General features: G+C 50.5%; 19 protein-coding genes. 11 read left to right on the top strand and 8 right to left on the bottom strand.

Annotation, left to right across the window (positions count from 1 at the left end; all coding sequences use genetic code 11):
- Positions 1-70: 70 nt before the first annotated feature.
- Positions 71-589 carry a DinB family protein gene (locus CRG97_RS25575; protein WP_098748494.1) on the top strand — a complete coding sequence of 173 codons (519 nt, stop codon included), beginning with the start codon at positions 71-73 and terminating at the stop codon, positions 587-589.
- Between the two features lie 88 nt (positions 590-677).
- On the opposite strand, the gene CRG97_RS25570 is transcribed toward CRG97_RS25575, so the two are convergent.
- A complete protein-coding gene (locus CRG97_RS25570; protein ID WP_098748493.1) occupies positions 678-1,706 on the bottom strand; it encodes a LacI family DNA-binding transcriptional regulator in 1,029 nt (342 codons plus the stop codon).
- 326 nt (positions 1,707-2,032) lie between these two features.
- Here CRG97_RS25570 and CRG97_RS25565 point away from each other — a divergent pair, with 326 nt between their 5' ends.
- Positions 2,033-3,082 (top strand): 2,3-butanediol dehydrogenase, encoded by a 1,050-nt coding sequence (locus CRG97_RS25565; RefSeq protein WP_098748492.1) that lies wholly within the window; start codon positions 2,033-2,035, stop codon positions 3,080-3,082.
- A gap of 104 nt (positions 3,083-3,186) precedes the next feature.
- On the opposite strand, the gene CRG97_RS25560 is transcribed toward CRG97_RS25565, so the two are convergent.
- Positions 3,187-4,191 (bottom strand): FecCD family ABC transporter permease, encoded by a 1,005-nt coding sequence (locus CRG97_RS25560; RefSeq protein WP_098748491.1) that lies wholly within the window; start codon positions 4,189-4,191, stop codon positions 3,187-3,189.
- Positions 4,192-4,193: 2 nt separating this feature from the next.
- The gene (locus tag CRG97_RS25555; protein ID WP_098748490.1) at positions 4,194-5,234 is read right to left on the bottom strand and encodes a FecCD family ABC transporter permease; all 1,041 of its coding nucleotides are present in this window, start codon (positions 5,232-5,234) and stop codon (positions 4,194-4,196) included.
- A gap of 151 nt (positions 5,235-5,385) precedes the next feature.
- Here CRG97_RS25555 and CRG97_RS25550 point away from each other — a divergent pair, with 151 nt between their 5' ends.
- From CRG97_RS25550 to CRG97_RS25540, 3 genes are all read left to right on the top strand, one after another.
- Complete coding sequence (locus CRG97_RS25550) at positions 5,386-6,402, top strand: iron-hydroxamate ABC transporter substrate-binding protein (protein ID WP_098748489.1); 1,017 nt, start codon at positions 5,386-5,388, stop codon at positions 6,400-6,402.
- Between the two features lie 168 nt (positions 6,403-6,570).
- The gene (locus CRG97_RS25545; protein WP_098748488.1) at positions 6,571-6,852 is read left to right on the top strand and encodes a sigma factor; all 282 of its coding nucleotides are present in this window, start codon (positions 6,571-6,573) and stop codon (positions 6,850-6,852) included.
- Between the two features lie 96 nt (positions 6,853-6,948).
- Complete coding sequence (locus tag CRG97_RS25540; protein WP_098748487.1) at positions 6,949-7,323, top strand: VOC family protein; 375 nt, start codon at positions 6,949-6,951, stop codon at positions 7,321-7,323.
- A 158-nt stretch (positions 7,324-7,481) separates the two neighbouring features.
- Here the strand turns inward: CRG97_RS25540 and CRG97_RS33375 are convergent, their stop codons facing one another.
- The gene (locus tag CRG97_RS33375; protein WP_179090678.1) at positions 7,482-7,625 is read right to left on the bottom strand and encodes a hypothetical protein; all 144 of its coding nucleotides are present in this window, start codon (positions 7,623-7,625) and stop codon (positions 7,482-7,484) included.
- Between the two features lie 289 nt (positions 7,626-7,914).
- On the opposite strand from CRG97_RS33375, the gene CRG97_RS25535 reads away from it, so the two are divergent.
- Complete coding sequence (locus CRG97_RS25535; protein WP_098748486.1) at positions 7,915-8,679, top strand: exodeoxyribonuclease III; 765 nt, start codon at positions 7,915-7,917, stop codon at positions 8,677-8,679.
- A 98-nt stretch (positions 8,680-8,777) separates the two neighbouring features.
- Here CRG97_RS25535 and CRG97_RS25530 read toward each other — a convergent pair whose 3' ends face one another.
- On the bottom strand, positions 8,778-9,677 hold the full coding sequence (locus CRG97_RS25530; protein ID WP_098748485.1) for a LysR family transcriptional regulator: 900 nt from the start codon (positions 9,675-9,677) through the stop codon (positions 8,778-8,780).
- 144 nt (positions 9,678-9,821) lie between these two features.
- Between CRG97_RS25530 and CRG97_RS25525 the strand changes: the two genes are divergently transcribed.
- Positions 9,822-10,571 carry an SDR family NAD(P)-dependent oxidoreductase gene (locus tag CRG97_RS25525; protein WP_098748484.1) on the top strand — a complete coding sequence of 250 codons (750 nt, stop codon included), beginning with the start codon at positions 9,822-9,824 and terminating at the stop codon, positions 10,569-10,571.
- A 226-nt stretch (positions 10,572-10,797) separates the two neighbouring features.
- The gene (fabV, locus tag CRG97_RS25520) at positions 10,798-11,988 is read left to right on the top strand and encodes an enoyl-ACP reductase FabV (protein ID WP_098748483.1); all 1,191 of its coding nucleotides are present in this window, start codon (positions 10,798-10,800) and stop codon (positions 11,986-11,988) included.
- Positions 11,989-12,106: 118 nt separating this feature from the next.
- Here fabV and CRG97_RS25515 read toward each other — a convergent pair whose 3' ends face one another.
- The gene (locus CRG97_RS25515; protein ID WP_098748482.1) at positions 12,107-12,802 is read right to left on the bottom strand and encodes an HTH domain-containing protein; all 696 of its coding nucleotides are present in this window, start codon (positions 12,800-12,802) and stop codon (positions 12,107-12,109) included.
- Positions 12,803-12,896: 94 nt separating this feature from the next.
- Here CRG97_RS25515 and CRG97_RS25510 point away from each other — a divergent pair, with 94 nt between their 5' ends.
- The 3 genes from CRG97_RS25510 to CRG97_RS25500 all read left to right on the top strand — a co-directional run bounded on the left by CRG97_RS25510 (position 12,897) and on the right by CRG97_RS25500 (position 19,439).
- Entirely contained in the window at positions 12,897-13,391 is a 495-nt protein-coding gene (locus CRG97_RS25510) for a GyrI-like domain-containing protein (protein WP_098748481.1), read from the top strand.
- A 273-nt stretch (positions 13,392-13,664) separates the two neighbouring features.
- Positions 13,665-16,298, top strand: coding sequence for a winged helix-turn-helix domain-containing protein (locus CRG97_RS25505; protein ID WP_098748480.1), 2,634 nt, complete (start codon positions 13,665-13,667; stop codon positions 16,296-16,298).
- Positions 16,299-16,454: 156 nt separating this feature from the next.
- Positions 16,455-19,439, top strand: a complete 2,985-nt coding sequence (locus tag CRG97_RS25500; protein WP_161952970.1) for an S-layer homology domain-containing protein — start codon at positions 16,455-16,457, stop codon at positions 19,437-19,439.
- Between the two features lie 125 nt (positions 19,440-19,564).
- Here the strand turns inward: CRG97_RS25500 and CRG97_RS25495 are convergent, their stop codons facing one another.
- Together CRG97_RS25495 and CRG97_RS25490 are read right to left on the bottom strand one after the other, a co-directional pair.
- Entirely contained in the window at positions 19,565-20,422 is an 858-nt protein-coding gene (locus tag CRG97_RS25495; RefSeq protein ID WP_098748478.1) for an AraC family transcriptional regulator, read from the bottom strand.
- 150 nt (positions 20,423-20,572) lie between these two features.
- A complete protein-coding gene (locus CRG97_RS25490) occupies positions 20,573-21,673 on the bottom strand; it encodes a DUF3626 domain-containing protein (protein WP_098748477.1) in 1,101 nt (366 codons plus the stop codon).
- Positions 21,674-21,772: the final 99 nt, after the last annotated feature.

The raw sequence follows: 21,772 nt of genomic DNA, 5'->3' as shown, positions 1-21,772 counted from the left end.
TTATATGGGGATTAGCGCATAATTGCCCTTAAACTGCGTGCTTCCCCGCCTATGAAAAGGGGAACGACGATTGAAAACATGGATATTGCGGCAGTATGATTACCACGTATGGGCAAACCGGAAGGTTTGCGAGTATTTGCAGGGGCTTTCGGAAGAGGTATACCGCAAGGAGATAGTCAGTGTCTTTCCATCCATTTATGAAGCGATGGTTCATATCTATGTCATTGATTCCGGCTGGCTGTCATTTTTTAATGCGGGCGGAGTTTCGGAGGTGTCACCTTTGTACCTGGAAAATCTCAAGGATTCGATCGATCGGCTGGTTGCGGAGACGGAAGGCAAGCGAATCGAAGAACTGGAGCACCTAATGGACGATCTGGCGGTGCGCTTCAGGCTGTTCATCGAAGAGCATGAGAATCTGGAAACCGTCTATCCGTCCGGAGACTTTAAAGCCAGCTGTCTGGATTATATCCAGCATATGGTCAATCACGGGTCGTACCACCGAGGGAACGTAACCGCCATGCTCCGGCAAATCGAACATCCGGGTACGCCTACCGACTACGGCTATTACTTGTATACTTTGAGTCATTAAGCGTCCAATATTCCAATTAAAGAGTCGAAAGAAAGAGCCTGGGACTTCATGTTCCAGGCTCTTCTTTATGGGCCTCGGTTGCTGCATCCTAGTCGGTTGTTGCATTTCGTATAAAGGACATGCTGGATTCCCTGACGATGAGCCTCGGTTCGAATTGCACGCGTTCGTATTGGCCGGACTTTTGCTCGCGAAGCCGCTTGAGCAGCAATTCCGTAGCCAGCCGGGCTACTTCATCGCCCATGATAGACACCGAGCTGATCTGAGGCGTTGTGACGGTGGTCCATACATTGTTATCGATGCCGACGACGGCCACATCATCGGGAACCCGAACCTTTAGCTCTTTAAAACGGTTGACGATGCCGATAGCAACCATATCGTTTACCGCATAGATGGCGTCCGGCATATGTTTCAGGCCATAGAAATAGTCCGCTGCACGAACCCCTGTTTCAAACGAGAAATCCTCTCCGAAATAGACAAGCGACGGATCGACTTGCGTCAGCGATTGCTCATATGCCCAATACCGCTCTTCGATTTTGTCCTTGGGCGCACCGGCATAGGCGATTCGGGTCCGTCCGATTTTCAGCAGATGCTCCATAACAAGCCTGCCCTCCTGACGTGCGAGGCCTACGATATCGGCTCTATACTCATCTCCCAGCTGTTTCCCGTAATTAATGATTGAGACGGGGAGGCTCGATTTGTTGATCAGGTCGCCCAGTGTTTTGGGATAGGCCAGTGGCATAATAATCAAGCCATCTACGTGCAGCTTCTTGATATCTCTTACGATTTCAAGCTCGTTTCGTGCATTCCCAGCTGTATTGATCTGAACAACTCGATATCCGTGCTGCTTGGCGGTCTGTTCCACCGACCAGGCGATTTCCGGGATGATCGCATTTCGGATGTCAGGCACGGCCAAGGCGATTTGATTCGTCTGCCGCACCTTCAGGCTTTGAGCCGATGTATCCGGACTAAATCCGATTTCTTCGATCACCTGCAAGACCCGTGCTTTCGTTTTCGGACTGATTCCCTTGCTGTTGTTGATGGCTCGAGACACGGTTGCTATTCCAACGCCCGCTTGTTTGGCGACATCTTCAATCGTCACCTTTTTGGGATTCACCATATTCAAAAGTCCTCTCTATATAACGGAAACGTTTCCTGTTCTTGTTCTGATTTGAGATCTTAATGGAGCAATACCTATATTATACCATTAAGAATACCTTTAAATCATGGAACACCTCGGCGAAGAAAAGAAGTGCAGGAAGCGTGCTGTATACATTGCTGAAGATCACTGGAAAAGAGGGGGATCATTGATCTCAGGTTGTCCATGACTTTTCATACATTTTAGGCAATGTTGTTTGACATATTGTCGAAAATGTGACATATTTGATTTCGGAAACGTTTCCTGTTTTGTTTTTATTTTTTCGAACCCATAAGGAGATGAAGACAATGCAAGCATTGCGCTGGCATGGAGTAAAGGATCTGCGTCTGGAGACAATTTCGGAGCCGCAAGCAACGAGTGGAAAAGTGAAAATCAAGGTTGAATGGTGCGGGATTTGTGGTAGTGATCTCCACGAATACGTAGCTGGGCCTATATTTATACCTGAGAATACGCCTCACCCCCTTACTGGAGAACAGGCTCCGGTTGTAATGGGCCATGAATTTTCCGGCCAGGTGGTAGAGGTTGGCGAAGGCGTTACGAAATTCAAGGCTGGTGACCGCGTGGTTGTTGAGCCAGTATTTGCATGCGGAAAATGCGAAGCTTGCAGACAAGGCAAATACAATCTGTGCGACAAAATGGGCTTTCTCGGCCTTGCCGGCGGTGGCGGCGGATTCTCCGAATATGTAGCCGCGGATGAGCATATGGTTCATAAAATTCCGGACAGCGTCTCCTATGAACAAGGGGCTTTGGTAGAGCCTTCGGCAGTCGCCTTGTATGCCGTACGCCAAAGCCAGCTGAAAGCAGGGGATCGGGCAGTTGTATTCGGTGCGGGACCGATTGGTCTGCTCGTTATCGAAGCATTGAAGGCAGCAGGGGCATCCGAGATTTACGCAGTAGAACTGTCTGCTGAGCGTAAACAAAAGGCCGAAGAATTGGGGGCTATCGTCATTGATCCCAAGGCTTACGATGTCGTAGAAGAACTTCATCGTCGCACCGGCACCGGGGTAGATGTGGCATTCGAAGTAACGGGTGTTCCACCTGTACTGAATCAAGCCATCAACTCTACGAAGATCGGCGGACAGATTATGATTGTCAGCATCTTCGAAACCTCCGCGCCCATCGTGCCGAATGACATCGTAATGAAGGAGCGCAATATTACTGGAATCATCGGTTATCGCGACGTATTCCCGGCTGTCATTAGCCTGATGGAAAAAGGATTCTTCCCTGCGGATAAACTGGTAACCCAGCGGATCAAACTGGATGAGATTATTGACCGGGGCTTTGAGGCCTTGCTCAAAGAGAAGAACCAGGTGAAGATTCTGGTGAGCGCTCACTAAACGCCGCGCCGCAGTTGTACAAGTTTTAGCGCATGACACAAAAGAACGGCGATTACCTCCTGTACCGGGAGGTAATCGCCGTCTTTTTGTTATACTCGTTCAACTTAATCCTTGATCAGCAAATATATAAAGTAGGGCGCTCCTAGGCAGGAGACGACCAATCCAACCGGGATCTCGGAAGGGGCCATCAGGTTCTTGCCGATCATGTCGGCCACAAGCAGCACCAGAGAGCCAAGAAGCGCAGAGACAGGCAGCATGCCCTGATGACGGGGGCCCACCAGCTTACGCGCCAGATGCGGTGCAACCAGTCCCAGGAACGCGATGCCGCCGCCAACGGCCACGCAGGCGCCGGCCAGGGCAACGGAGATGAACAGCAGCGTTCTTCGCTCGCGTTCTACCGTGACCCCAAGTCCCGCTGCCGTGTGGTCCCCCAGGTTGAGCACATTCAAATGTTGCGATTTATATACCGCCCAGGGAATCAGCAGAAGGATCCACGGAAGGATTGCAACGACATATTCCCAGCTTGCTCCCCATATGCTTCCGGACAGCCAGATGGTGGCCTGCATGAAATTGTTGGGGTCCATCATGAGCTGAAACACGATAATAAGCGCCCCGAATGCCGCGTTGATGCCAATCCCCACAAGAACCAGCCGGATCGGCGTCACGCCTTGCTTCCAGGCTAGCGAATAAATGAGAAAGGCGGCAAGAAATGCACCCAATAGCGCGGCAAAAGGCATGATATAGACGGACCATATGCCGGAACTGAACGAGCTGCCTTGAAAATAAAAGATATACAGCACGACAGCCAGTCCTGCTCCGGAGTTAATGCCTAGAATGCCCGGGTCTGCCAGAGCGTTCCGTGAAACACTCTGCAGAATAGCGCCGGAGACGGCGATGCCTGCACCGATCAGGATGGCAATGACCATGCGGGGTAAACGAAAGTGCATCAGAACGGTATAATTTTGCTCGGATCCTGTCCCGTTGAATGCTTTGATGACCTCAGCCAGCGGGATTTTCATCGTTCCCATATTCAGGCTGACCAGAAACACGGCAAATATGGCCAGCAGCAGGATCATCGACACGGACATGATTTTTCTCGTTGTATTCATCGTTACAGTCCCCTCCCTTCCCGACGTGCAAGATAGAGGAAGAAGGGAACACCGATCATCGCCGTAATCGCACCGACAGGCGTCTCGAACGGAGGGTTGATCATCCGCGCCCCCACATCGGCAAACACCAGCAGAAGTGCTCCCATGACAGCGGAGCAAGGGATGATCAGTCGATAGTCGGGACCTACGATGAAGCGAACGATATGCGGGATGACAAGCCCCACGAATCCGATCGTTCCGCCCACAGCTACCGATGCGCCCGTGAGGAGCAGCACAACAAGCGTGCCCAGGAACTTCACGGTTCCTGTTTTTTGGCCAAGCCCGGTAGCGACCTCCTCACCTAGGCTCATGACGGTAATGGATCTGCTGAGTGCCAATGCAATCAGCAAACCAATGATGGCGACAGGGATCAGGAGCTGCACGTTCACCCATTGCACGCCCGATACACCTCCGGCATACCAGAAGCTGATATCCTTGGCAACATTAAAGCGGATGGCAATGGCTGAGGAAATCGAGCTCAGGAGCGCGGTTACGGCTGATCCGGCCAGCGCCAGCTTAACAGGCGTCAGGCCCCGCTTGGATAACGAGCCGATGAGAAGCACCAGCCCAGCCCCAAGGCCCGCACCGGAAAAAGATAGCAGCATGAGCACGGTGATGGACGGCGACTCCATCAAGGCAAACCCAATCGACATCATGAAAGTGGCACCTGCGGTGACTCCCATAATGGAAGGGGAAGCGAGCGCGTTCCTTGTCATGCCCTGCATGATGGCTCCGGAAACGGCCAAGGAACCGCCGATCAGCGCAGCTGCCAAGGCCCTCGGCATGCGCAGTCTCTGGATAATCTGGTGCGAGGTGGAATGGGGATCGAAGTGGACAAACGCCTCCCATATGGTGGACAATTGGATGTTCGACGCACCATAGATAATCGAGGATGCCATAGAGGCAGCGAGGAGGCTAAGCCCCAACAGAATGACGGCCGCAGCTGTCTTGGGGCGGTAGATTGATTTTGCAGTTGTTTTGTTAATAGGCTGATTTGCTTGCATAGTCACCTAAACCTTTATGTTGATAAAAAAATTAAAATAACGTATTGTAATTGAGAATGAATTTCATTATCATGGTTATTATTATATCACTTCATCACAAGATTGCTAGTGATCTATGCAGAAAAAATATACATAAAGGGGACCTATAACAATGAGTCGGTTCAAGAAAAAAATATGGATAATCGCAGGACTATTGGCAGCTTTCACGCTGCTTGCAGCTTGTGGAAATAGCAAGGACGCAGCCGGGAACGAGCCAACGGAGGCGCAAGCACCAAGCGAGCAGAACGGCGGCAACCAAGCCAAGCCGGCCGAAGGAAGCGCAGAAGCCAAGACAGAACGGACACTGACAGACGCCATGGGCCATGAGGTGAAAATTCCGGCTGAGCCGAAACGGGTGATTGCTTCTTACTTGGAGGATAACCTGGTGGCGTTGGGCATTATTCCGATCGCGCAGTGGTCGGTCAAAGGCGGAAGCGTCCAGGATTATCTACAGGACTCATTGAAGGATGTGCCTACGATTGAGCATGATCTTCCCTTTGAAGCGGTAGCGAGCTTCCAGCCGGATCTATTGATCATGGACTCGGCTTCCATGGTAGAAGGCAACAAGTACAGCCAATACGAGAAGATTGCTCCAACCTACGTCATCGGCAATGAGGTCAATAACGATTGGCGCGAAGAGCTGAAGAAAGTGGGAGAAATCTTTGGCATGGAGGAGGAAGCGCAAGCGGCTCTCGATAAATACGAGCAGAAGGCAAAGGATGCCAAGGAGAAAATCCAGCAATCGATCGGCGGTGAATCTGCTGCAGCGATTTGGCTTGTCGGCGGTAAATTGTTCGTCGTTAGCGAGACGTTGTCCAGCGGAGCCGTCATGTACGGTGACTTGGGTCTTACGGTTCCGAATGTGGTGAAGGAAATCTCGGCATCGGCTACGGGCAACTGGTCATCCATTTCCCTGGAGAAATTGGCGGAACTGGACGCGGATCATCTGTTCTTTATTAATAGTGACGGCGAAGGGGCCGAAGTGCTTCAGGATCCGCTCTGGGCGAATATTCCGGCTGTTAAGAACGGCAACATCTATGAATATGGAAAAGATACGAGCTGGTTGTATACCGGCACGATTGCTAACAGCCAGATCATTGATAACGTGCTGGAGAGTTTGGTGGAATAAACGATATCAGATTGAATGTGCAGCCGTCTTCCCGGTGTTGATCGGGGAGGCGGCTATTTTGTTTGGATACTTTAACCTGCGCTTTGCGGATTCAGGGTATTGCACATGAAATTTGAGCAGGAAAACATCAGCGCCCCCGAGAACTAATTAGCGAGGTGGTTGACTGCTATGCCAGAATATACGCTGGATTTGCCCGGTCTGCAGACCAGGCTGCACAGATATTGCCTGCATGTGACCAGGGACCTTTGGGAAGCGGAGGATCTCTTGCAGGAAACGATGATCAAAGTAATGCGGGCGGTTGAAACAGAGCCAGAAAGGCCATTATCCAATGCCTATTTATATCGTATAGCGAGTAACGCTTGGAAAGATCGAGTGAAGAGGGATAAGTCCAATCTGAGTGTTTCTTATATAGAGGATCCGGACGGCAATGTGTGGCTGATTACAGAGTGAGGACATTTTTTCAGAGCTTTGTTTGGTTTTTGCACGAAATATCGTTTCTTTTGTATTGGAACACAACCAAACTCAATATAGGGAGGAGGATGGAGATTGACCAGACCCCCATTGTACGGCGTGGGAATTTTTGTTCCGGTGAGTGATTTGAAGCGTTCAACGGCATGGTATACCGAGATGCTGGGCCTCGAGATCATTCACAAGGATGAACCCGATGCAATCGTCATGAGAATGAACGATGAGAAAGTGAGCTTTTGTCTAGTGCGGTCCTATGAGGTGAAGCAGCCGGTTTTTCCTAAAAATGATTATGGTGTAGGACAGTACTTCAATATCCACACCACGGATGTTGGCGGGATGCATCGGCAGTTGAAAGCCAAGGGAGCAGATGTGGGCGATATTGAGGACTTTGATGGATTTCAAGGCTTCTCACTGACGGATCCGGACGGCAACCGGTATGGCGTGACGTCGTAGCGAAACCAAGTACAGCGGTATTGGAATAGACAAGATGGTGTCACTCTTATAAAAAGAGCAGGATATAGCAATAGCAAAAAACACCCGTTACATTGCCAAGCAAGGATGGGTGTTTTTGCTGTTTGATTGTTTATGGAATGCGCATCGGCGGTAACCTGCTATTCTTGATCCCGGCAGTTCTCCTCGGCGGCCGAAGTAAACTCTTCTTCGTTCTCGGAAGCAAGCTTATCTCCGTATTGGTCCAATCGCTCAGGACTGCTGGATGGCCCGTCGTTCTTAGGTTTGTTGTTTCTGCCTGCCATGCTGTATTCCTCCTTTTGTGGGGTTCTCATCGATTGCGGGCGTACGAATGATCGAACTTCGCGAACGTTTATGTTGTTCCTGATTTGGCGCGGGATTATGCACGTACCACAACTTCACTTCATGCTTTGCGGACACTTGTGCCTTCAGTCATGAGTTGTTGATGAAGTTATGGTGAAAGCGCGCGAAGCTGCTTGTTCGTTCCGGCCGTGACGTGATACCATAATAGAATTTAGAAGATTCATAGATTCAACACGCTAAAACGATATGGATACCACGGAGGTTGCGTAAATGAAGCTAGTGTCATGGAACGTCAACGGATTGCGGGCCTGTGTAACGAAGGGCTTTATGGATTATTTTCAACAGGCGGATGCCGATATATTTTGCGTGCAGGAGACGAAGCTGCAAGCCGGGCAAATTGAGCTTGAATTGGGAGCGGAGTATCAACAATATTGGAATTATGCGGAGAAGAAGGGATACTCGGGAACGGCGGTATTTACGAGAATCGCACCATTGTCCGTTCGCTATGGTCTGGAGGAGGACAGCGAGCCCGAGGGCAGAGTGATCACGCTGGAGTTAGAGGACTTCTATCTTGTGAACGTATATACGCCGAATGCGAAGCGTGACCTGAGCAGGCTGGATTACCGGCTGGAGTGGGAGGAACGGTTCCGTTCTTACTTGCTTCAGCTTGACGAACGCAAACCCGTGATCGTATGCGGTGACTTGAATGTGGCGCATCAGGAAATCGATCTGAAAAATGCCAAGTCCAATCATGGCAATTCCGGCTTCACGCTGGAAGAGCGGGGCAAAATGACCGATCTGTTGGCAGCTGGCTTTATCGATTCCTTTCGATATTTCTACCCGGATCGCACGGATGTATACAGCTGGTGGTCGTATATGGCCAAGGTAAGGGAGCGGAATATCGGCTGGCGCATCGACTATTTTCTGACGTCTGCCCGTTTAACCGAGAAGCTGAAGGATGCCGAGATCGACTGCCATGTGATGGGAAGCGATCATTGCCCGGTGAGTTTGACGTTTAGCGAGTCATTACGTTAATACAGATTTTAAAAAAGCCAACCGGAGAGCAGGGGGCTGGATAACGGTCACGACCCTACTTGTCGGTTGGCTTTTATATTTGGGAGCAGAGGCTCCGTTCATCCAATCTGATGCTTCAGCTTGTCCAAAAAGATCGATGCCGGCTTCGACAGATAGTGAGTTCCGGGCTGTACCCAACCGAATGAGGAAGCAGCATGGCCGGGGGGCATCTCCAGCTCCAGCGTTACGATGTCTCCCGAAGGGATGGGCGTGAAGCTGGAGAAGGACAAATCGACCCCCACCGTGACCGCAACATTCTCTTCGACGACCTTCTGTAGGACCCTTGTCTGGTTGGTTGAGAAGAGCAGATCCATTTCCCCGTATTGCTCCTCGAATACATCCATCAGCTTGAACAGATTGTCATCCTTGTAGAGAACCAAGGGGTATTTACGCAGTTCTTCCGGCGTGATCGATTGCCGCATGGCGAGTGGAGATTGACGGCTGACCCCCACCACGAATTTGCTCTCCAGCAGCTTGCCGAAGTGGAGGCCGCGGTGTTGATGAATGATGGAATCATCGACAAAAATCAAACCGATATCCGCATGATTTTGCTTGATATCCTCAATAATATCAAGAGTTGCTTTTTCCGTAATTTCCAGTTTAATCTGGGGAAAGTCCTTTTTGAACTGGATAATGGCATCGATGGAAAGTGTTAAGGGTACCGGCACGGTAGCAATCCGCAAAGATCCGCTCAGCAGGTTGGAATATCCTTCGGCCTCCGATTTCAGCTCCTGAAATTGTTCCAAAATGGCATAGGCTTTCTGGAGGATTCGCTGGCCCTCGGCTGTGGGTACGGCACCAAGCCGTGATCGGGTAAATAAGGAGAAACCGAACTCGGCTTCTAGGCTGGACACCGCTTGGCTGACGGCAGAAAGGGTAACATTGCAATTCTGGGCTGCTTTGGTTAACGATCCTGCCTTGGCCGTCTCCACGATATACTCCAGTTGTTCAAGATTCATATGGCCCCATCCTTAATTTAAAGTTAAGTAATATTAATTAGGTTTAAATTTACTTAAATATAACCTAGCGTTACAATGAACACAAGGACATGGACACAAAATGTTCAAATAATAACGCTATTTTACCCTAGGAGGTCATTGATAATGTCAGAACAACGTGTAGCGGTAATTACCGGTGGAGCGAGCGGAATCGGTCGTCAGGTCTCCCTTAAATTTGCAAGAAAAGGCGATCGCGTCGTCGTAGCCGATTATAATGAGGCTGCCGGTCAAGAGACGGTGGACATGATCAAAAAAGAAGGCGGCGAAGCCACTTTCGTTCAAGTCGATGTTTCCAAACAAGAAAGCGTCGAGGCGCTTGTGGATAAAGCGGTTGAGCTTTATGGCCGCATCGATGTCATGCATAACAATGCGGGGATTGGCGGCGCTGGACCGGTTCTCGAGCAAAATATGGATCTCTACCATCGCACCATTAACGTGAATCAGCACGGGGTTGCCTACGGTATTATTGCGGCAGGCCGAAAGATGAAAGAGCTTGGCATTAAAGGCGTAATCATCAATACAGCATCCGTATTCGGATTCCTGGCTTCACCCGGAACGTTTGCTTATCACGCTACAAAAGGCGCCGTCATCATGATGAGCAAATCCGCTGCACTTGAACTGGCACCATACGGTATTCGTGTCGTTGCCGTTGCTCCTGGAGCAGTTGATACACCGATTATCCAAGGCTTTAAAGATTCTGGACTGCTGGATTCCATGAGAGCCAAAGTCATGGGCGGAGAATTAACACAACCTGAAGTTGTCGCAGATACCGTGTATCTCGTGTCTCTGGATGAAGCCGCTGCGATTACAGGCAGCGTGGTCATGGCTGACCAAGGGTACGCTTCATTTAAATAATTTAACGGCCATACCATGGATTGCTAATTATCGGATAAAACTCTAAAATAACCTCTCTTTTGAATCGGTGCTGGCTGCAGCTACCATGATTCGAAAAGAGAGGTTTTCTTGGTTTTCCTGTCAAAAGATTTCCTCTCTCCACAAAAAACAGTTAAAATAGAAAGGAAATTTAAAAGACCATACATATGGTGTCAGACGACGAGTACTGGAAGAGAGGTATATAAATATGATCATTAAACCTAGAACACGCGGATTTATTTGCACAACGTCCCATCCTGTAGGCTGCGAAGCCCAGGTGCAGGAGCAGATTGATTATGTGTTAAAACAGCCTGGCATCGAGGGGCCGCGCAATGTGCTGGTCATCGGCGCTTCAACAGGCTACGGCTTGTCGGCCAGAATTGCTGCCGCATTCGGCTCCCGGGCGAATACCGTGGGCGTGTATCGTCCCAGCCAGGCAACCGAGAAGCGGACCGCTTCGGCGGGCTGGTATAATTCGGTCGCTTTCGAGAAGGCAGCGGAGGCCGCAGGCTTAAAATCGTTCAGCGTGACGGGAGATGCTTTCACGCAAGAGACCAAAGCCAAGACGGTTGAGCTTATCCGCCAAGAGCTGGGCCAGGTTGATCTTGTGGTGTACAGTGTTGCCTCGGCGCGCCGTACGCTGCCTGAGACGGGTGAAACGGTCAACTCCGTATTGAAGCCGATCGGACCGGCCTATACCAACAAGACGGTAAACTTCCATACGGGTGAAGTGACGGAGGTAACGATTGAGCCGGCCACGGAAGAGGAAGTGAAGAACACCGTAGAGGTGATGGGCGGCGACGATTGGGAATTATGGATGAATGAGTTGGCGGAAGGCGGCGTTTTGGCTCCTAATGTGACCACGATTGCGTTCTCCTACATCGGCTCCGAGATTACTAAAGCCATTTACCGTGATGGATCGATTGGACAAGCCAAGGATCATCTGGAGGCCACCGCGCTGAAATTGAACGAGAAGCTCTCTGCCGGAGGCGGACGCGCTTATGTGACGGTTAGCAAAGCGTTAGTGACCCAATCCAGCTCGGCGATCCCGGTCGTTCCGCTGTACGTATCGGCGCTGTACAAAGTCATGAAGGAGAAGGGGCTGCACGAGGGCTGCATCGAGCAGATCTATCGTCTATTCTCCGATCGTCTCTATAAAGGGCAAGAGACGCCGGTGGATGAGAAGGGCCGTATCCGTATCGACGATTGGGAACTTCGTGATGATGTGCAAGCCGAAGTGGCCGAATTGTGGAGCAAGGTTACGAGCGAAAATATTGAAGAACTGACAGACCTTGCCGGTTACCGCCGCGAGTTCTTCCAGCTGTTCGGCTTTGAAACCGACGGCGTGGATTACGATGCGGATGTGAATCCTGTGGTCGATAATCCGAAAGCCATTTAACGAGTAAAAGCGAGTCACGGATCATGATCCGGGGCTCGTTTTTTTTAGCTGGAATAAGACCTTTGCCCCTGTGTAAGGTGTGACTTACCGAAGGATTGATGACGATTCGGGAAGTCTCTTATTCAATTAAAGGGATGTAGATTTGGGCTTTAGAGGCATGTATCGAGGTTCTCAGCTCTAAGCTGTAGAGCGTCGGGTTTGGCGTAAGGCCCCGTTGTTTCAACTGCTGGATAACATAGGCATAGGATTGGTCGGTATCCTCCCGGTCGGCATGTCCTTCGTGGGTGTACATGGCATATTCCTGTGTCCGCAAGGTTAAACCCACCATCCGCTTTGGCGTATCACGAATCGTGGTTACCTCGACTCCGGCTACATAATGATAGATCTGCTGCCGGTTCAAAACAGCTGCAATATACAAGGGATTCGACGTTTTCTTGCGGATATATGGAATTTCCTCCATGCGGTCCTGGAGTTCCTGCCAGAGCTTTGGCTTGAGGGCTTGGGACATATAATAGGCCGTGAAAGGAAGCAACATTTCCAGGCCGACGATTAGGGTCTGCGGTTTGATGATCCGCTGAATGGATTCATTCGTCTGCGCGGATCGTTCTATCATTTGCCGCGATGTCAGCATGGAATAACCGCCGTTTTTCCCCTCATTAGCGTATAAAGGAACACCTAGACGAGACAGCTCGTGAAGATAGCGGAGCATCGTACGGTACGAAACCGAGAATTCTTCGGCTAACTCGCCGACGGTGAAGTTTTGCCGTTCATACACCCGCTGCATGACCTTAAGGATCCGTTCGGTTTTGGGCATGATTTCGCTCCTATGATTTTTTTATACTGTGACAGTTTCTGGCATAGTTCAAGTATATAATGAAATCAAATATAGGATAAAGGAGCATTTACGGATGACTATCGATCAACGAAACGAAGCAGCGGTTACGAGCAAGGAAGCTTTTCAGGCGATAGGATTGAAGTGGGAAGGGACATTTGCCGAAGCGGGTGCAGGCGGGATACGTGCGGTGCATCGGACGCTGCAAGAGCGGCTCGAGGAGATACCCCATGCCTTACATACCGACACGTTGCTGGGGTTATCTTATCACGCAGTTCCCGGCGGTGAGGGATTTATTCATTACGCGGTCGTGGAAGTGGAACGGATCGACGAAGTTCCGGACGGGATGGTTACGATATCCGTTCCTGCTTTAACCTATGCCACTTGTACTCATCAGAAAGAGCAGAGCATCGATCAGTCGTATAACAACATCTATGCCTGGATTAAAGAACAAGGTTACTCGGAATATAACCCGGATCATTTAACGCATTTCGAAAAATATCCGATGAGTCAGGATCCTTATTCGGATGACCCGGAATTTGTCATCATGATTCCCGTGCAGACCAAGTAGACGGATCAGGTAGGTACACCATACCCGATGACGATGGACTTTCTTCCTGCTGTACAGCGTATTACACAAAGAAGCCACCCGCTCTGATGAAGAGCGGCTTTTTCTTTTATATGAGCATATGAAGGAGTCTTCGAATGGTCCAGGATTGTAAATTGGAGCTTACTGCCCTGTTCACGGAATGGTAGAATAGTACTGAAATGATGGATTAACGCGTCTGGGTGTTATGTTGTCAGCTTATGTCCCAGCCTAAAATTCGAAGTGAGACGGAGGCGTATGATGATAAATGGAACTGAACTCGGTGTACGAGAGCCGCTGCTGCATTCGAAATTAACCGTTCCCAGAACGATGTCCACTCTAATCCCTCGGCCGCGTCTGGATGACAGGCTGATGGATGCGATGTCGGGAAATATGACCCTGGTCTGCGCTCCGGCGGGATACGGAAAAACGACGCTTGTCAGTGAATGGCTGCTGCAGCAGGAGAGACAGACTGCTTGGGTGTCACTGGATGTCGGCGATAATCAAGGCTCCCGCTTTTGGAGGTACATCACGGCGGCCATTGCTAAAGCGTTTCCGACGTATGAGGGTGAAGTCCAGCCCGTGCTGCCGCTTCTGCATACGGAAGGTTATGCTCAAGGGCTTATCGTGTACCTGAACATGCTGGATAAACTGGATCAGGAGCTGATCCTGGTTCTTGATGATTTTCATGTGATTCAGAATGAAATTTTGCTGGCGTCATTCGCTTATTTTACGGACTATTTACCCAAGTGCATCCATGTTTGCCTCATCAGCCGTACCGAACCCGCTTTCTCTGTAGCTCGCATGGAAGCCAGGCAGCTTGCCAGCAGACTCAATGCCGAAGACATGCGGTTTACCGAGAAGGAGGGTGCGCAGTTTTTTGAACGCACTGACTTGCCGCTGAACACGGAGCTCTCCTCCGTGCTCGTCAGAAAAACCGAGGGATGGATTACTGGGCTTAAGCTTGCATCCATTGCGATGCGACGGCAGGAGAATAAAGAGTCGTTTATCCATAATTTTGCAGGGGATAGCCGAGAAGTGAAGCGGTATCTGTTCGAAGAGGTATTCTCCGCTCAGGGCGATCGGATGAAGCAATTTTTGCTTACATGCTCGATCCTGAAGCGCTGGAATGTTTCCTTAAGCGTGGCTGTGTCCGGATTTGAGGATAGCCGCGAGCTAATCGAATCGATAGAACGTTCTCATCTGTTTGTCGTGGCACTGGATGATAAGGGAGAATGGTTCCGATTTCATCATTTGTTCTTGGAATTTTTGCTAAGACGCCTTGAACAGAATGAACAGGTTAATAAGAGACTGTTATATAAGGCAGCCGGCGATTGGTGTTGTAAACAGCGCCTTGAAGAGGAAGCCGTTGAGTATTACTTGCAAGGTCAATATTACGAACAGGCCGTATTGCTGTTAAGCGAGATGACTTCCCGCGTCGTGGATTGGGAATGGTCGAATCTGCAAAAATGGTTATCCGCGATTCCGAGCGACATTTTGCTTCAGCACCCGGTTCTCTTTTTCTCTTATGCCAATTCGTTGATTGCCGAGGAATCTGGGGAAATCTCTGAGGGAGAAGCACTGCTGCATCAAGCGGACGCCTGGTATGCCGAAGCCTATGAGGGATTGAGCGAGGCGCAGCGCCATGAATATTTGGCGATGTCACATTATGTACGCGGCACGTTAATGGTATTTGGGCGGAATGATCTGAAGCTGGCGAAGCAGGAGTATGAGCAGGTCGTGCGATATGCTCCGAGTGGCATCAAAATCATATTCGGCCAACCGGAGAAGCCGCTGCAGCCAATCACGGTAAAAACCTATAAAATTGGACGCGGCCATGCCTCAAGGTCGATTGCAGCGCCTTACACCATGCAGATGGCAGAGGTGTATCAGGCTGTGAATCCGATTTTTCTAGGCAAGTTATATCTTAATCATGCGGAAGTACTCTACTATTGGAATGATCTATCGGCGGCTGCCGATTATGTTTCCAGGGCGATGACGTGGATCAGTCAAAATCCTAACCGGCCTGAGCATGATCTTGTTGCGAGCTGGATCCTCCAGGCGAAGCTCAAGGCGGCCGAAGGCCATATGTTTGAAGCCCTGGAGCTGCTTGAAGGCGGGCAGCGGCGGATGAAGTGGATGGACATTCCCCGAGGGATGGAAATTTTACATCTGGAGGGCATACGTCTCCAATTGCAATACGGTGATCCGGCGCCTGCACTGGCTTGGGGTGAACAGTGCCATTTATCCAGCCGGGACAGGGTAGCTGTCTTTGAATTATTTGACTATCAGCTGTTTGCCCGCGTTCTTGTTCTACAGGGTAGATGGGAGGAGGCCGAAGAGCTGCTGGACCGGCTGCTGTACCTTGCGGAGAGTGAGATGAGGCCGATCGATGCGGCCGAAATTTTATGTATTACGGCCGTGATGCTGCAGTCCAGGGAGGAGCAGCGCAGAGCGCTGATTCAGCTTGAAGAGGCGCTCCAGGTATCGGAGGCCAATGACTTCACCCGGATATTCCTCGATGAGGGCGCTCCGGTCATGGGAATGCTTCACGAATTGATCCGCGCCAAGCAGCGGGGACAACACCGTGGGAAGGATTCCGCCTCTCTTTCATTTGTCAGATCGATTCTGGCTGCAGCGGATGGAATGGCCGAATCGGTGGATTCCCCGCTGGAGGCTCTGTTAACGTCCAGGGAGATGGATGTTTTTCAAGGACTGCTCGATCATCTGAGCGGAAGGGAAATTGCAGAGAAACTGAATGTTACCTATGAAACGGTGAAGACGCATCGGAAGCGGATCTATAGCAAACTGAATGCGGCCAATCTGAGTGAGGCAATTGCGCAGGCCGAGAAGCTAAGCGATCCCAAGAGAACGAATAAACTTCAAATTTGATGTGATGTATCCATTTCCCACCTCCTCTATCCCCCCTTAGGGGGATTTTTTGTTTTACGCGTTGTCTTACAATGAATTCGGAGCACACCAATAAAGGACAGGTCTATTTCATGAACGGGAGGTTAGAAGTTGAAGTTGATGAACGGGAGGAGATGTATGAATATTCGAAAAGGTTATAAATTCATGATGGCACTGCTATGCAGCCTTTTGCTGCTGCAGCCGAGTGCCTTTGCGGCCGTGCCAGACTATGAGAATAAATTCGAGATCACCCAGCTTGGCGGTAAGGTGACAGATTTAAAGTCGGGTGATTTCAACCATGACGGTCATTTGGATTTTGCGGCCATAACGGATGATGGGTGGGTCCATGTATTCTATGGCCAGGGGGATGGAACATTTGGTCCTTCACCACAAAGCCTGCAGGTTCTGGGGGTGCCGCATTCACTAGAAATCGATGATTACGATCAGGACGGTCATTTGGACTTGCTGATCGGAACGCAAACAGGGACGTTCATATGGTACGGGGAAGGTGACGGTTCCTTTCGTGATATGAGGCTGCTTTCATTGCTGCTTTCTCAGGATATTGTGGCTGCGGACTTTGATTTGGATGGTAGGACAGACATTATGATTATTAATTTCAATCAGGTTACCATTGTTCACGTAGCCGCAGATAGAAGTTTTACTATGGTCCCCATCACTTTGACACCAGGCGGCAATAGAGCGACAACAATCACGAATGGAGCTATTGGCACGGTGGATTTGGTTGTCGCAAGCCCGATGCTGGGTCTGCAGCGGTATAAGGGAAATGATTATACGCGGAGCGAGAGCTTTCATCTAATACCGGGAAATATCGTGGATCTCGTTTCAACGGATATTAATGGTGACGGGCACATCGATATTCTGGCGCTGAATGATATGTTGGGTGTCTTCTTTTATATGAATCAAGGGGACAATACATACAATCTTCAGCAGAACTCTCTAGTCCCGGGCAATCAAAAGGTTTATGCAGAGGATGTAAACGGGGATGGTCAAGCGGAAATAATCGTTGCGACGGGAAAAGGCGTTGAATTGTATTCCAAGGAGTATGCGTCAGCCCAGTTGAATTTGCTGTGGCAGACCGAATTGGCGGCTCAGGGAAATGGAATACACCGGGCGCTTGTCGGGGATTATGCCGAGGACGGAATGCCGGATCTCATTGTATCTTCTAATCACACCCTGTATATCTATAAGGCAATTGTTGTGCAACCCGAACCGGGCACGCTAAGGCTGGAAGCGGCTGATTATGAGGTTTCGGAAGACGGATCTGAGGTGCGGGTGAAAGTGATGCGTGAAGGAGGCAGTCATGGTGCTGTCGCTGTCACTTATCATACTGCGGACGGAAGCGCTAAGGCTAACAAGCATTATACGCCAGCTTCGGGAACGCTCGCATTTGCCGATGGAGAGCTTGAGAAATGGATTGAGATCGAAATTCTAAATGATAGTATCCATGAAGAAGACCGTGAGTTTTATTTGAATATTGCTGCAGTGCCAGGTACAGCCGTTGGTACGCCAATCCAGGCGGTTATCACGGTAACCGAGGATGACCCGCAGCCAGACACGGAAGAGCCGTTATGGCCTGCGGCTGCGGAGCTGCTTGCATCCGACATATCCATCGACTCCCTCAAGCTGTCTTGGCCTGAAGCCACGGACAATGACGAGGTTGCAGAATATCGCATTTTTAATGGGAATGATGCCACGCCGGCAGCAACCGTGACGGGTGCCACGTATTCCTACGTGATGAACGGTTTGGCGGCCGACACATCGTATACGCTTAGCGTCCGTGCCTATGATCGGGCCGGCAATGCGAGCGTTCCGCTCCAGACGACGGTTCAGACGCTGGAAGATCCGAATTCAGGCCCTGATCCGGATCAGGAAGCCCCGGTATGGCCTGATTTCGGACAACTGACGATATCTGACATTAGCACTACATCGATGAGGTTATCCTGGCCGCAAGCCTCGGATGATGAAGAGGTTACAGGATATCGGGTATACCGCGAAGATACCGCAGATACTCCGGTAGCAACGGTAACTGGCAGTACGTATTCCTACGTAGTTGGTGGGTTAACGCCGAATACATCCTATACGTTTCGAGTAAAGGCGTATGACCATGCCGGGAACGAAAGCACACCGCTCCAGGCAGCAGCCAGGACACTTCAGCTCCCTACGACGCCTCCAACTCCAAGTCCAGGAGGCGATCCTGATCCAGGACCGGCGAATCCGAACCCAACTACACCGATGATTCCTTCGGATAGCGCACAGCTTCATACATTCTCTATTGGAATTGGGGAAACCGGGGATGCTTTGAAGCTGAGTCCAGCCTTCTCGCCGAACGTGTTCGCGTATCGGGCCGAGACCGAGTCGTCAGAGATCCGATTCGATCTGACGGCCGCTCATAGCAAGGCGAGAATCACCGGACCTTGGGATAAAGATGGCCGGCTCTCCTTAAAACCTGGGGAGAATGTCATAGAGATTAAGGTAACGGCCGAGAGTGGTAAGGTGAACACGTATACCCTGACCATTGTTCGCAGCGTGCCAAATCTTGAGCCGCCGATCAAACCTGAACCTCCTCAGGCTCTGGAAGCTTTTCGTGACACGAAAGGACACTGGGCTCGGGCAGCGATTGACGAGCTGGCCAGCAAAGGGCTGGTCAAAGGCTACGCTAACAGCATATTTAAGCCGGATTCCTTGATTAGACGTGATGAATTTACGGTGATGCTGGTTAGAGCACTGGCTTTGCAGGGTGACAGCAAGTACACGTTTAAAGATGAATCAGACATCCCAGGATGGTCTAGGGAAGCGGTAGGGCTTGCGGCAGAGGCAGGGATTATCCAGGGATATAAGGATGGGCGATTCCAACCTGCAGGCGTTATCACAAGAGCGGAGTTAACCGTTATGCTCGCCAAAGCGTTAGGTTTAGAACCGCTTCAAGGACAGGATGCCAAGTTTGCAGACCTTCCGAGTTTTTCAGCCTGGGCCAAAGGCTATATCGCCGCCGCATACGCCGAAGGACTGGTTAGCGGTCGCAGCGGCGGGAAGTTCGAGCCGGATGCCCCGGCCACCCGAGCAGAGGCCGTGGTTATGCTGCGACGCATGCTGAACAAGTAACGTCAAGATCACAGCCTTGATGCACAATTTCTATATAAGAGCCGCAAACTCTGTATTGCACAGAATTTGCGGCTTCTTTTATTATGATTTTTTGGCAAAAAAGTGCACGTCTTCAGCGATGGAATCTACTGTGCCTTTCTTACGACAGGAATCCATAACTCGTTCTTATGCTCGTCCGGAGGAAGATAGCATTCGATGGCAGGAAGCGGTGCGAGATCATAAGCATGGGATGGTATCCACTCCGTATAAAGACGCTTCCACATCTCCGCAATGCCGCTCGGATCTCCTTCCAGCTCGAATACGGCCCAAGTGGCGGCGGGGAAACGCCGCTGTACCATCGGTTCCTGAGGCGTATCCTGGGATACAACGGACATGATGTAGTCAAAATGCTCATTCTTCCCGTAGTCACCGTCTGCACAAACACCCAGTATTCCCCGGATTGGATGGTCTTGCACACGATAGTTCCATAGCTTCTCGAAAATGCCCTTCTCCTGAGCCTCCATCCAGAGGCGGGGAACGTCTTCATAGGCACGCTGCGTGCTTACCTGCTCTTTGAAACCGACCACGGAAAACTCCTTCATTTCTTCGATTCTGTAATTCATTTCGGCAGCCCCTCGCATTGAGAATTGAAAGGAGATGCGGGGATAGGCCTTCAGTTTGGTACCCGTCTGACGTGCGGCCGTCGGCGTTGTGCCATGCATGTTCTGGAATGCACGCGCGAACGCCTCCGGGGAATCATAACCATATTTAAGGGCAAGGTCGATTACTTTGATTTCGCTGTTTTGCAGCTCGTAGGCGGCCAGTGTCAGCCGGCGTCTCCGTATGTATTCGGACAGCGAAACATCCGTAATGAACGGAAACATGCGTTGAAAATGGTACACGGAGCAGCATGCGATCTGTGCAGCTTCAGCGTAATCGATCTCCTCGGTTATGTGTCCTTCTATATAGCCTATGGCCTCATTCATCCGCTGGACCCAATCCATCCGGTCATCATCCTTTCTAAGATCAATATATAAGAAGCTGCGCCTAAAAGACCTAGCCGTTGCTGAACGGATATCGCTAGCCCGGTTATCTTTAGTCGGACCCTCATGCCAATGCGCGTACTTAGGCAAAAATAAAGCTTAGCGGTTTGGTCAATACGGATACGAATGTCCATACTTTACGAGCACATGCCACAGCTGTTTGAGATGCTGGAAGGTTTCATCAAATGTTCCCCAATCGCTCCACTCGCTTGGATCATGGTGCAGTTGAGCAGCGGCTTTGCCAATAATGGCTGCATCCAGCATGCCCAGCGAGCCTCCAAAACGTTGATCGATCCGTTTGGCGAGCGGCGGCATGACGGGTCCCCGGAAATCATCCGGAACATCCTGTACAGCAAGGCGGAAGCCTGGGTGCCAGAACAAGGTGAGGTTATACCGTTCACATAATGCATGGAGCAATTGGCCAATCGGGGTGTCCCGGTAGGACGGATCGGCCACTAGGGCCTCCACATCGCTGGACAAGTCGATGACACCATGGATTTGCGCTTCAATATAATCATCCAAGGAACGCCCAACGGGCCCGGAGGAGCCGGTATTCGATAAAGGCAGATGAAGAATCCGCTCCAGCATGTATGGAATGTCCACATCCCGGTAACCCAGGGCCGAGCCTGTAGACTCAACTTGATGCAAGAGTGCAGCGAGAATTGAATTCCATTGACGAATGGTACCTACAAACTCAGGACCTGCATGACTGTCTCCGAATGTAAAGGTGCAACGGTTCAATATGTTAGGGGATAGCACCAACAAACAGGAACCGAAGCGGGGAGATGCACCATCGGCATAATTCATGAGATTGAGTGCTCCGTATTTCGGCCGCTCGTCGTTACGTACATCAGGCTGCTGGTAGGCACCGCCAAACAGGAGCCGTTCCCATTGGTCGCGGTCACCGCCCGGGTAGGCGGTTCGGCTTCCATTCGTCACGCTCGTGATGAACTGGTTATGATATATGCCTTCTGCCAAGAGGGATTCGATGACAGCGTGTCCGGTGGGCATTATCCGATCCGGATGGAAATTTAACGTAACACGTGCAGACTTTCCGATATGGGTTAACAGCGAGCCGATCGTTACGGAGTCTTGTTCATGTTTCCGCAAGATTTGTTCCGTCATTTCCAAAGCGACTTTTCGTTGGGCCGCCGCTGTTGATTCGACATGAAGAATCGCTTGTTGCTGCGCTTCAGATAATCGTTCGCTCATACTTGGATTTCCTCCATTCTCTCCATACTCTCCATACTAGACAACGATCGCTATATTTCTCATCATTTCTAGCCCACGGGCAGAGATTCCTCTATTGCT

Source organism: Paenibacillus sp. EZ-K15, from assembly GCF_002573715.1.
In the GTDB taxonomy this organism is placed as follows: Bacteria; Bacillota; Bacilli; order Paenibacillales; family Paenibacillaceae; genus Paenibacillus_AQ.
The sequence above is the reverse complement of the archived record's forward strand: the minus strand, read 5'-3'. Positions and strand labels throughout refer to the sequence as shown.

Bases quoted from the DNA above. Each gene is read 5' to 3' on its own strand.
- CRG97_RS25570 (WP_098748493.1), bottom strand. From the start codon at position 1,706: ATGGTGAATCCCAAAAAGGTGACGATTGAAGATGTCGCCAAACAAGCG.
- CRG97_RS25565 (WP_098748492.1), top strand. From the start codon at position 2,033: ATGCAAGCATTGCGCTGGCATGGAGTAAAGGATCTGCGTCTGGAGACA.
- CRG97_RS25560 (WP_098748491.1), bottom strand. From the start codon at position 4,191: ATGAATACAACGAGAAAAATCATGTCCGTGTCGATGATCCTGCTGCTG.
- CRG97_RS25555 (WP_098748490.1), bottom strand. From the start codon at position 5,234: ATGCAAGCAAATCAGCCTATTAACAAAACAACTGCAAAATCAATCTAC.
- CRG97_RS25550 (WP_098748489.1), top strand. From the start codon at position 5,386: ATGAGTCGGTTCAAGAAAAAAATATGGATAATCGCAGGACTATTGGCA.
- CRG97_RS25545 (WP_098748488.1), top strand. From the start codon at position 6,571: ATGCCAGAATATACGCTGGATTTGCCCGGTCTGCAGACCAGGCTGCAC.
- CRG97_RS33375 (WP_179090678.1), bottom strand. From the start codon at position 7,625: ATGGCAGGCAGAAACAACAAACCTAAGAACGACGGGCCATCCAGCAGT.
- CRG97_RS25535 (WP_098748486.1), top strand. From the start codon at position 7,915: ATGAAGCTAGTGTCATGGAACGTCAACGGATTGCGGGCCTGTGTAACG.
- CRG97_RS25530 (WP_098748485.1), bottom strand. From the start codon at position 9,677: ATGAATCTTGAACAACTGGAGTATATCGTGGAGACGGCCAAGGCAGGA.
- CRG97_RS25525 (WP_098748484.1), top strand. From the start codon at position 9,822: ATGTCAGAACAACGTGTAGCGGTAATTACCGGTGGAGCGAGCGGAATC.
- fabV (WP_098748483.1), top strand. From the start codon at position 10,798: ATGATCATTAAACCTAGAACACGCGGATTTATTTGCACAACGTCCCAT.
- CRG97_RS25515 (WP_098748482.1), bottom strand. From the start codon at position 12,802: ATGCCCAAAACCGAACGGATCCTTAAGGTCATGCAGCGGGTGTATGAA.
- CRG97_RS25510 (WP_098748481.1), top strand. From the start codon at position 12,897: ATGACTATCGATCAACGAAACGAAGCAGCGGTTACGAGCAAGGAAGCT.
- CRG97_RS25505 (WP_098748480.1), top strand. From the start codon at position 13,665: ATGATGATAAATGGAACTGAACTCGGTGTACGAGAGCCGCTGCTGCAT.
- CRG97_RS25500 (WP_161952970.1), top strand. From the start codon at position 16,455: ATGAATATTCGAAAAGGTTATAAATTCATGATGGCACTGCTATGCAGC.
- CRG97_RS25495 (WP_098748478.1), bottom strand. From the start codon at position 20,422: ATGGATTGGGTCCAGCGGATGAATGAGGCCATAGGCTATATAGAAGGA.
- CRG97_RS25490 (WP_098748477.1), bottom strand. From the start codon at position 21,673: ATGAGCGAACGATTATCTGAAGCGCAGCAACAAGCGATTCTTCATGTC.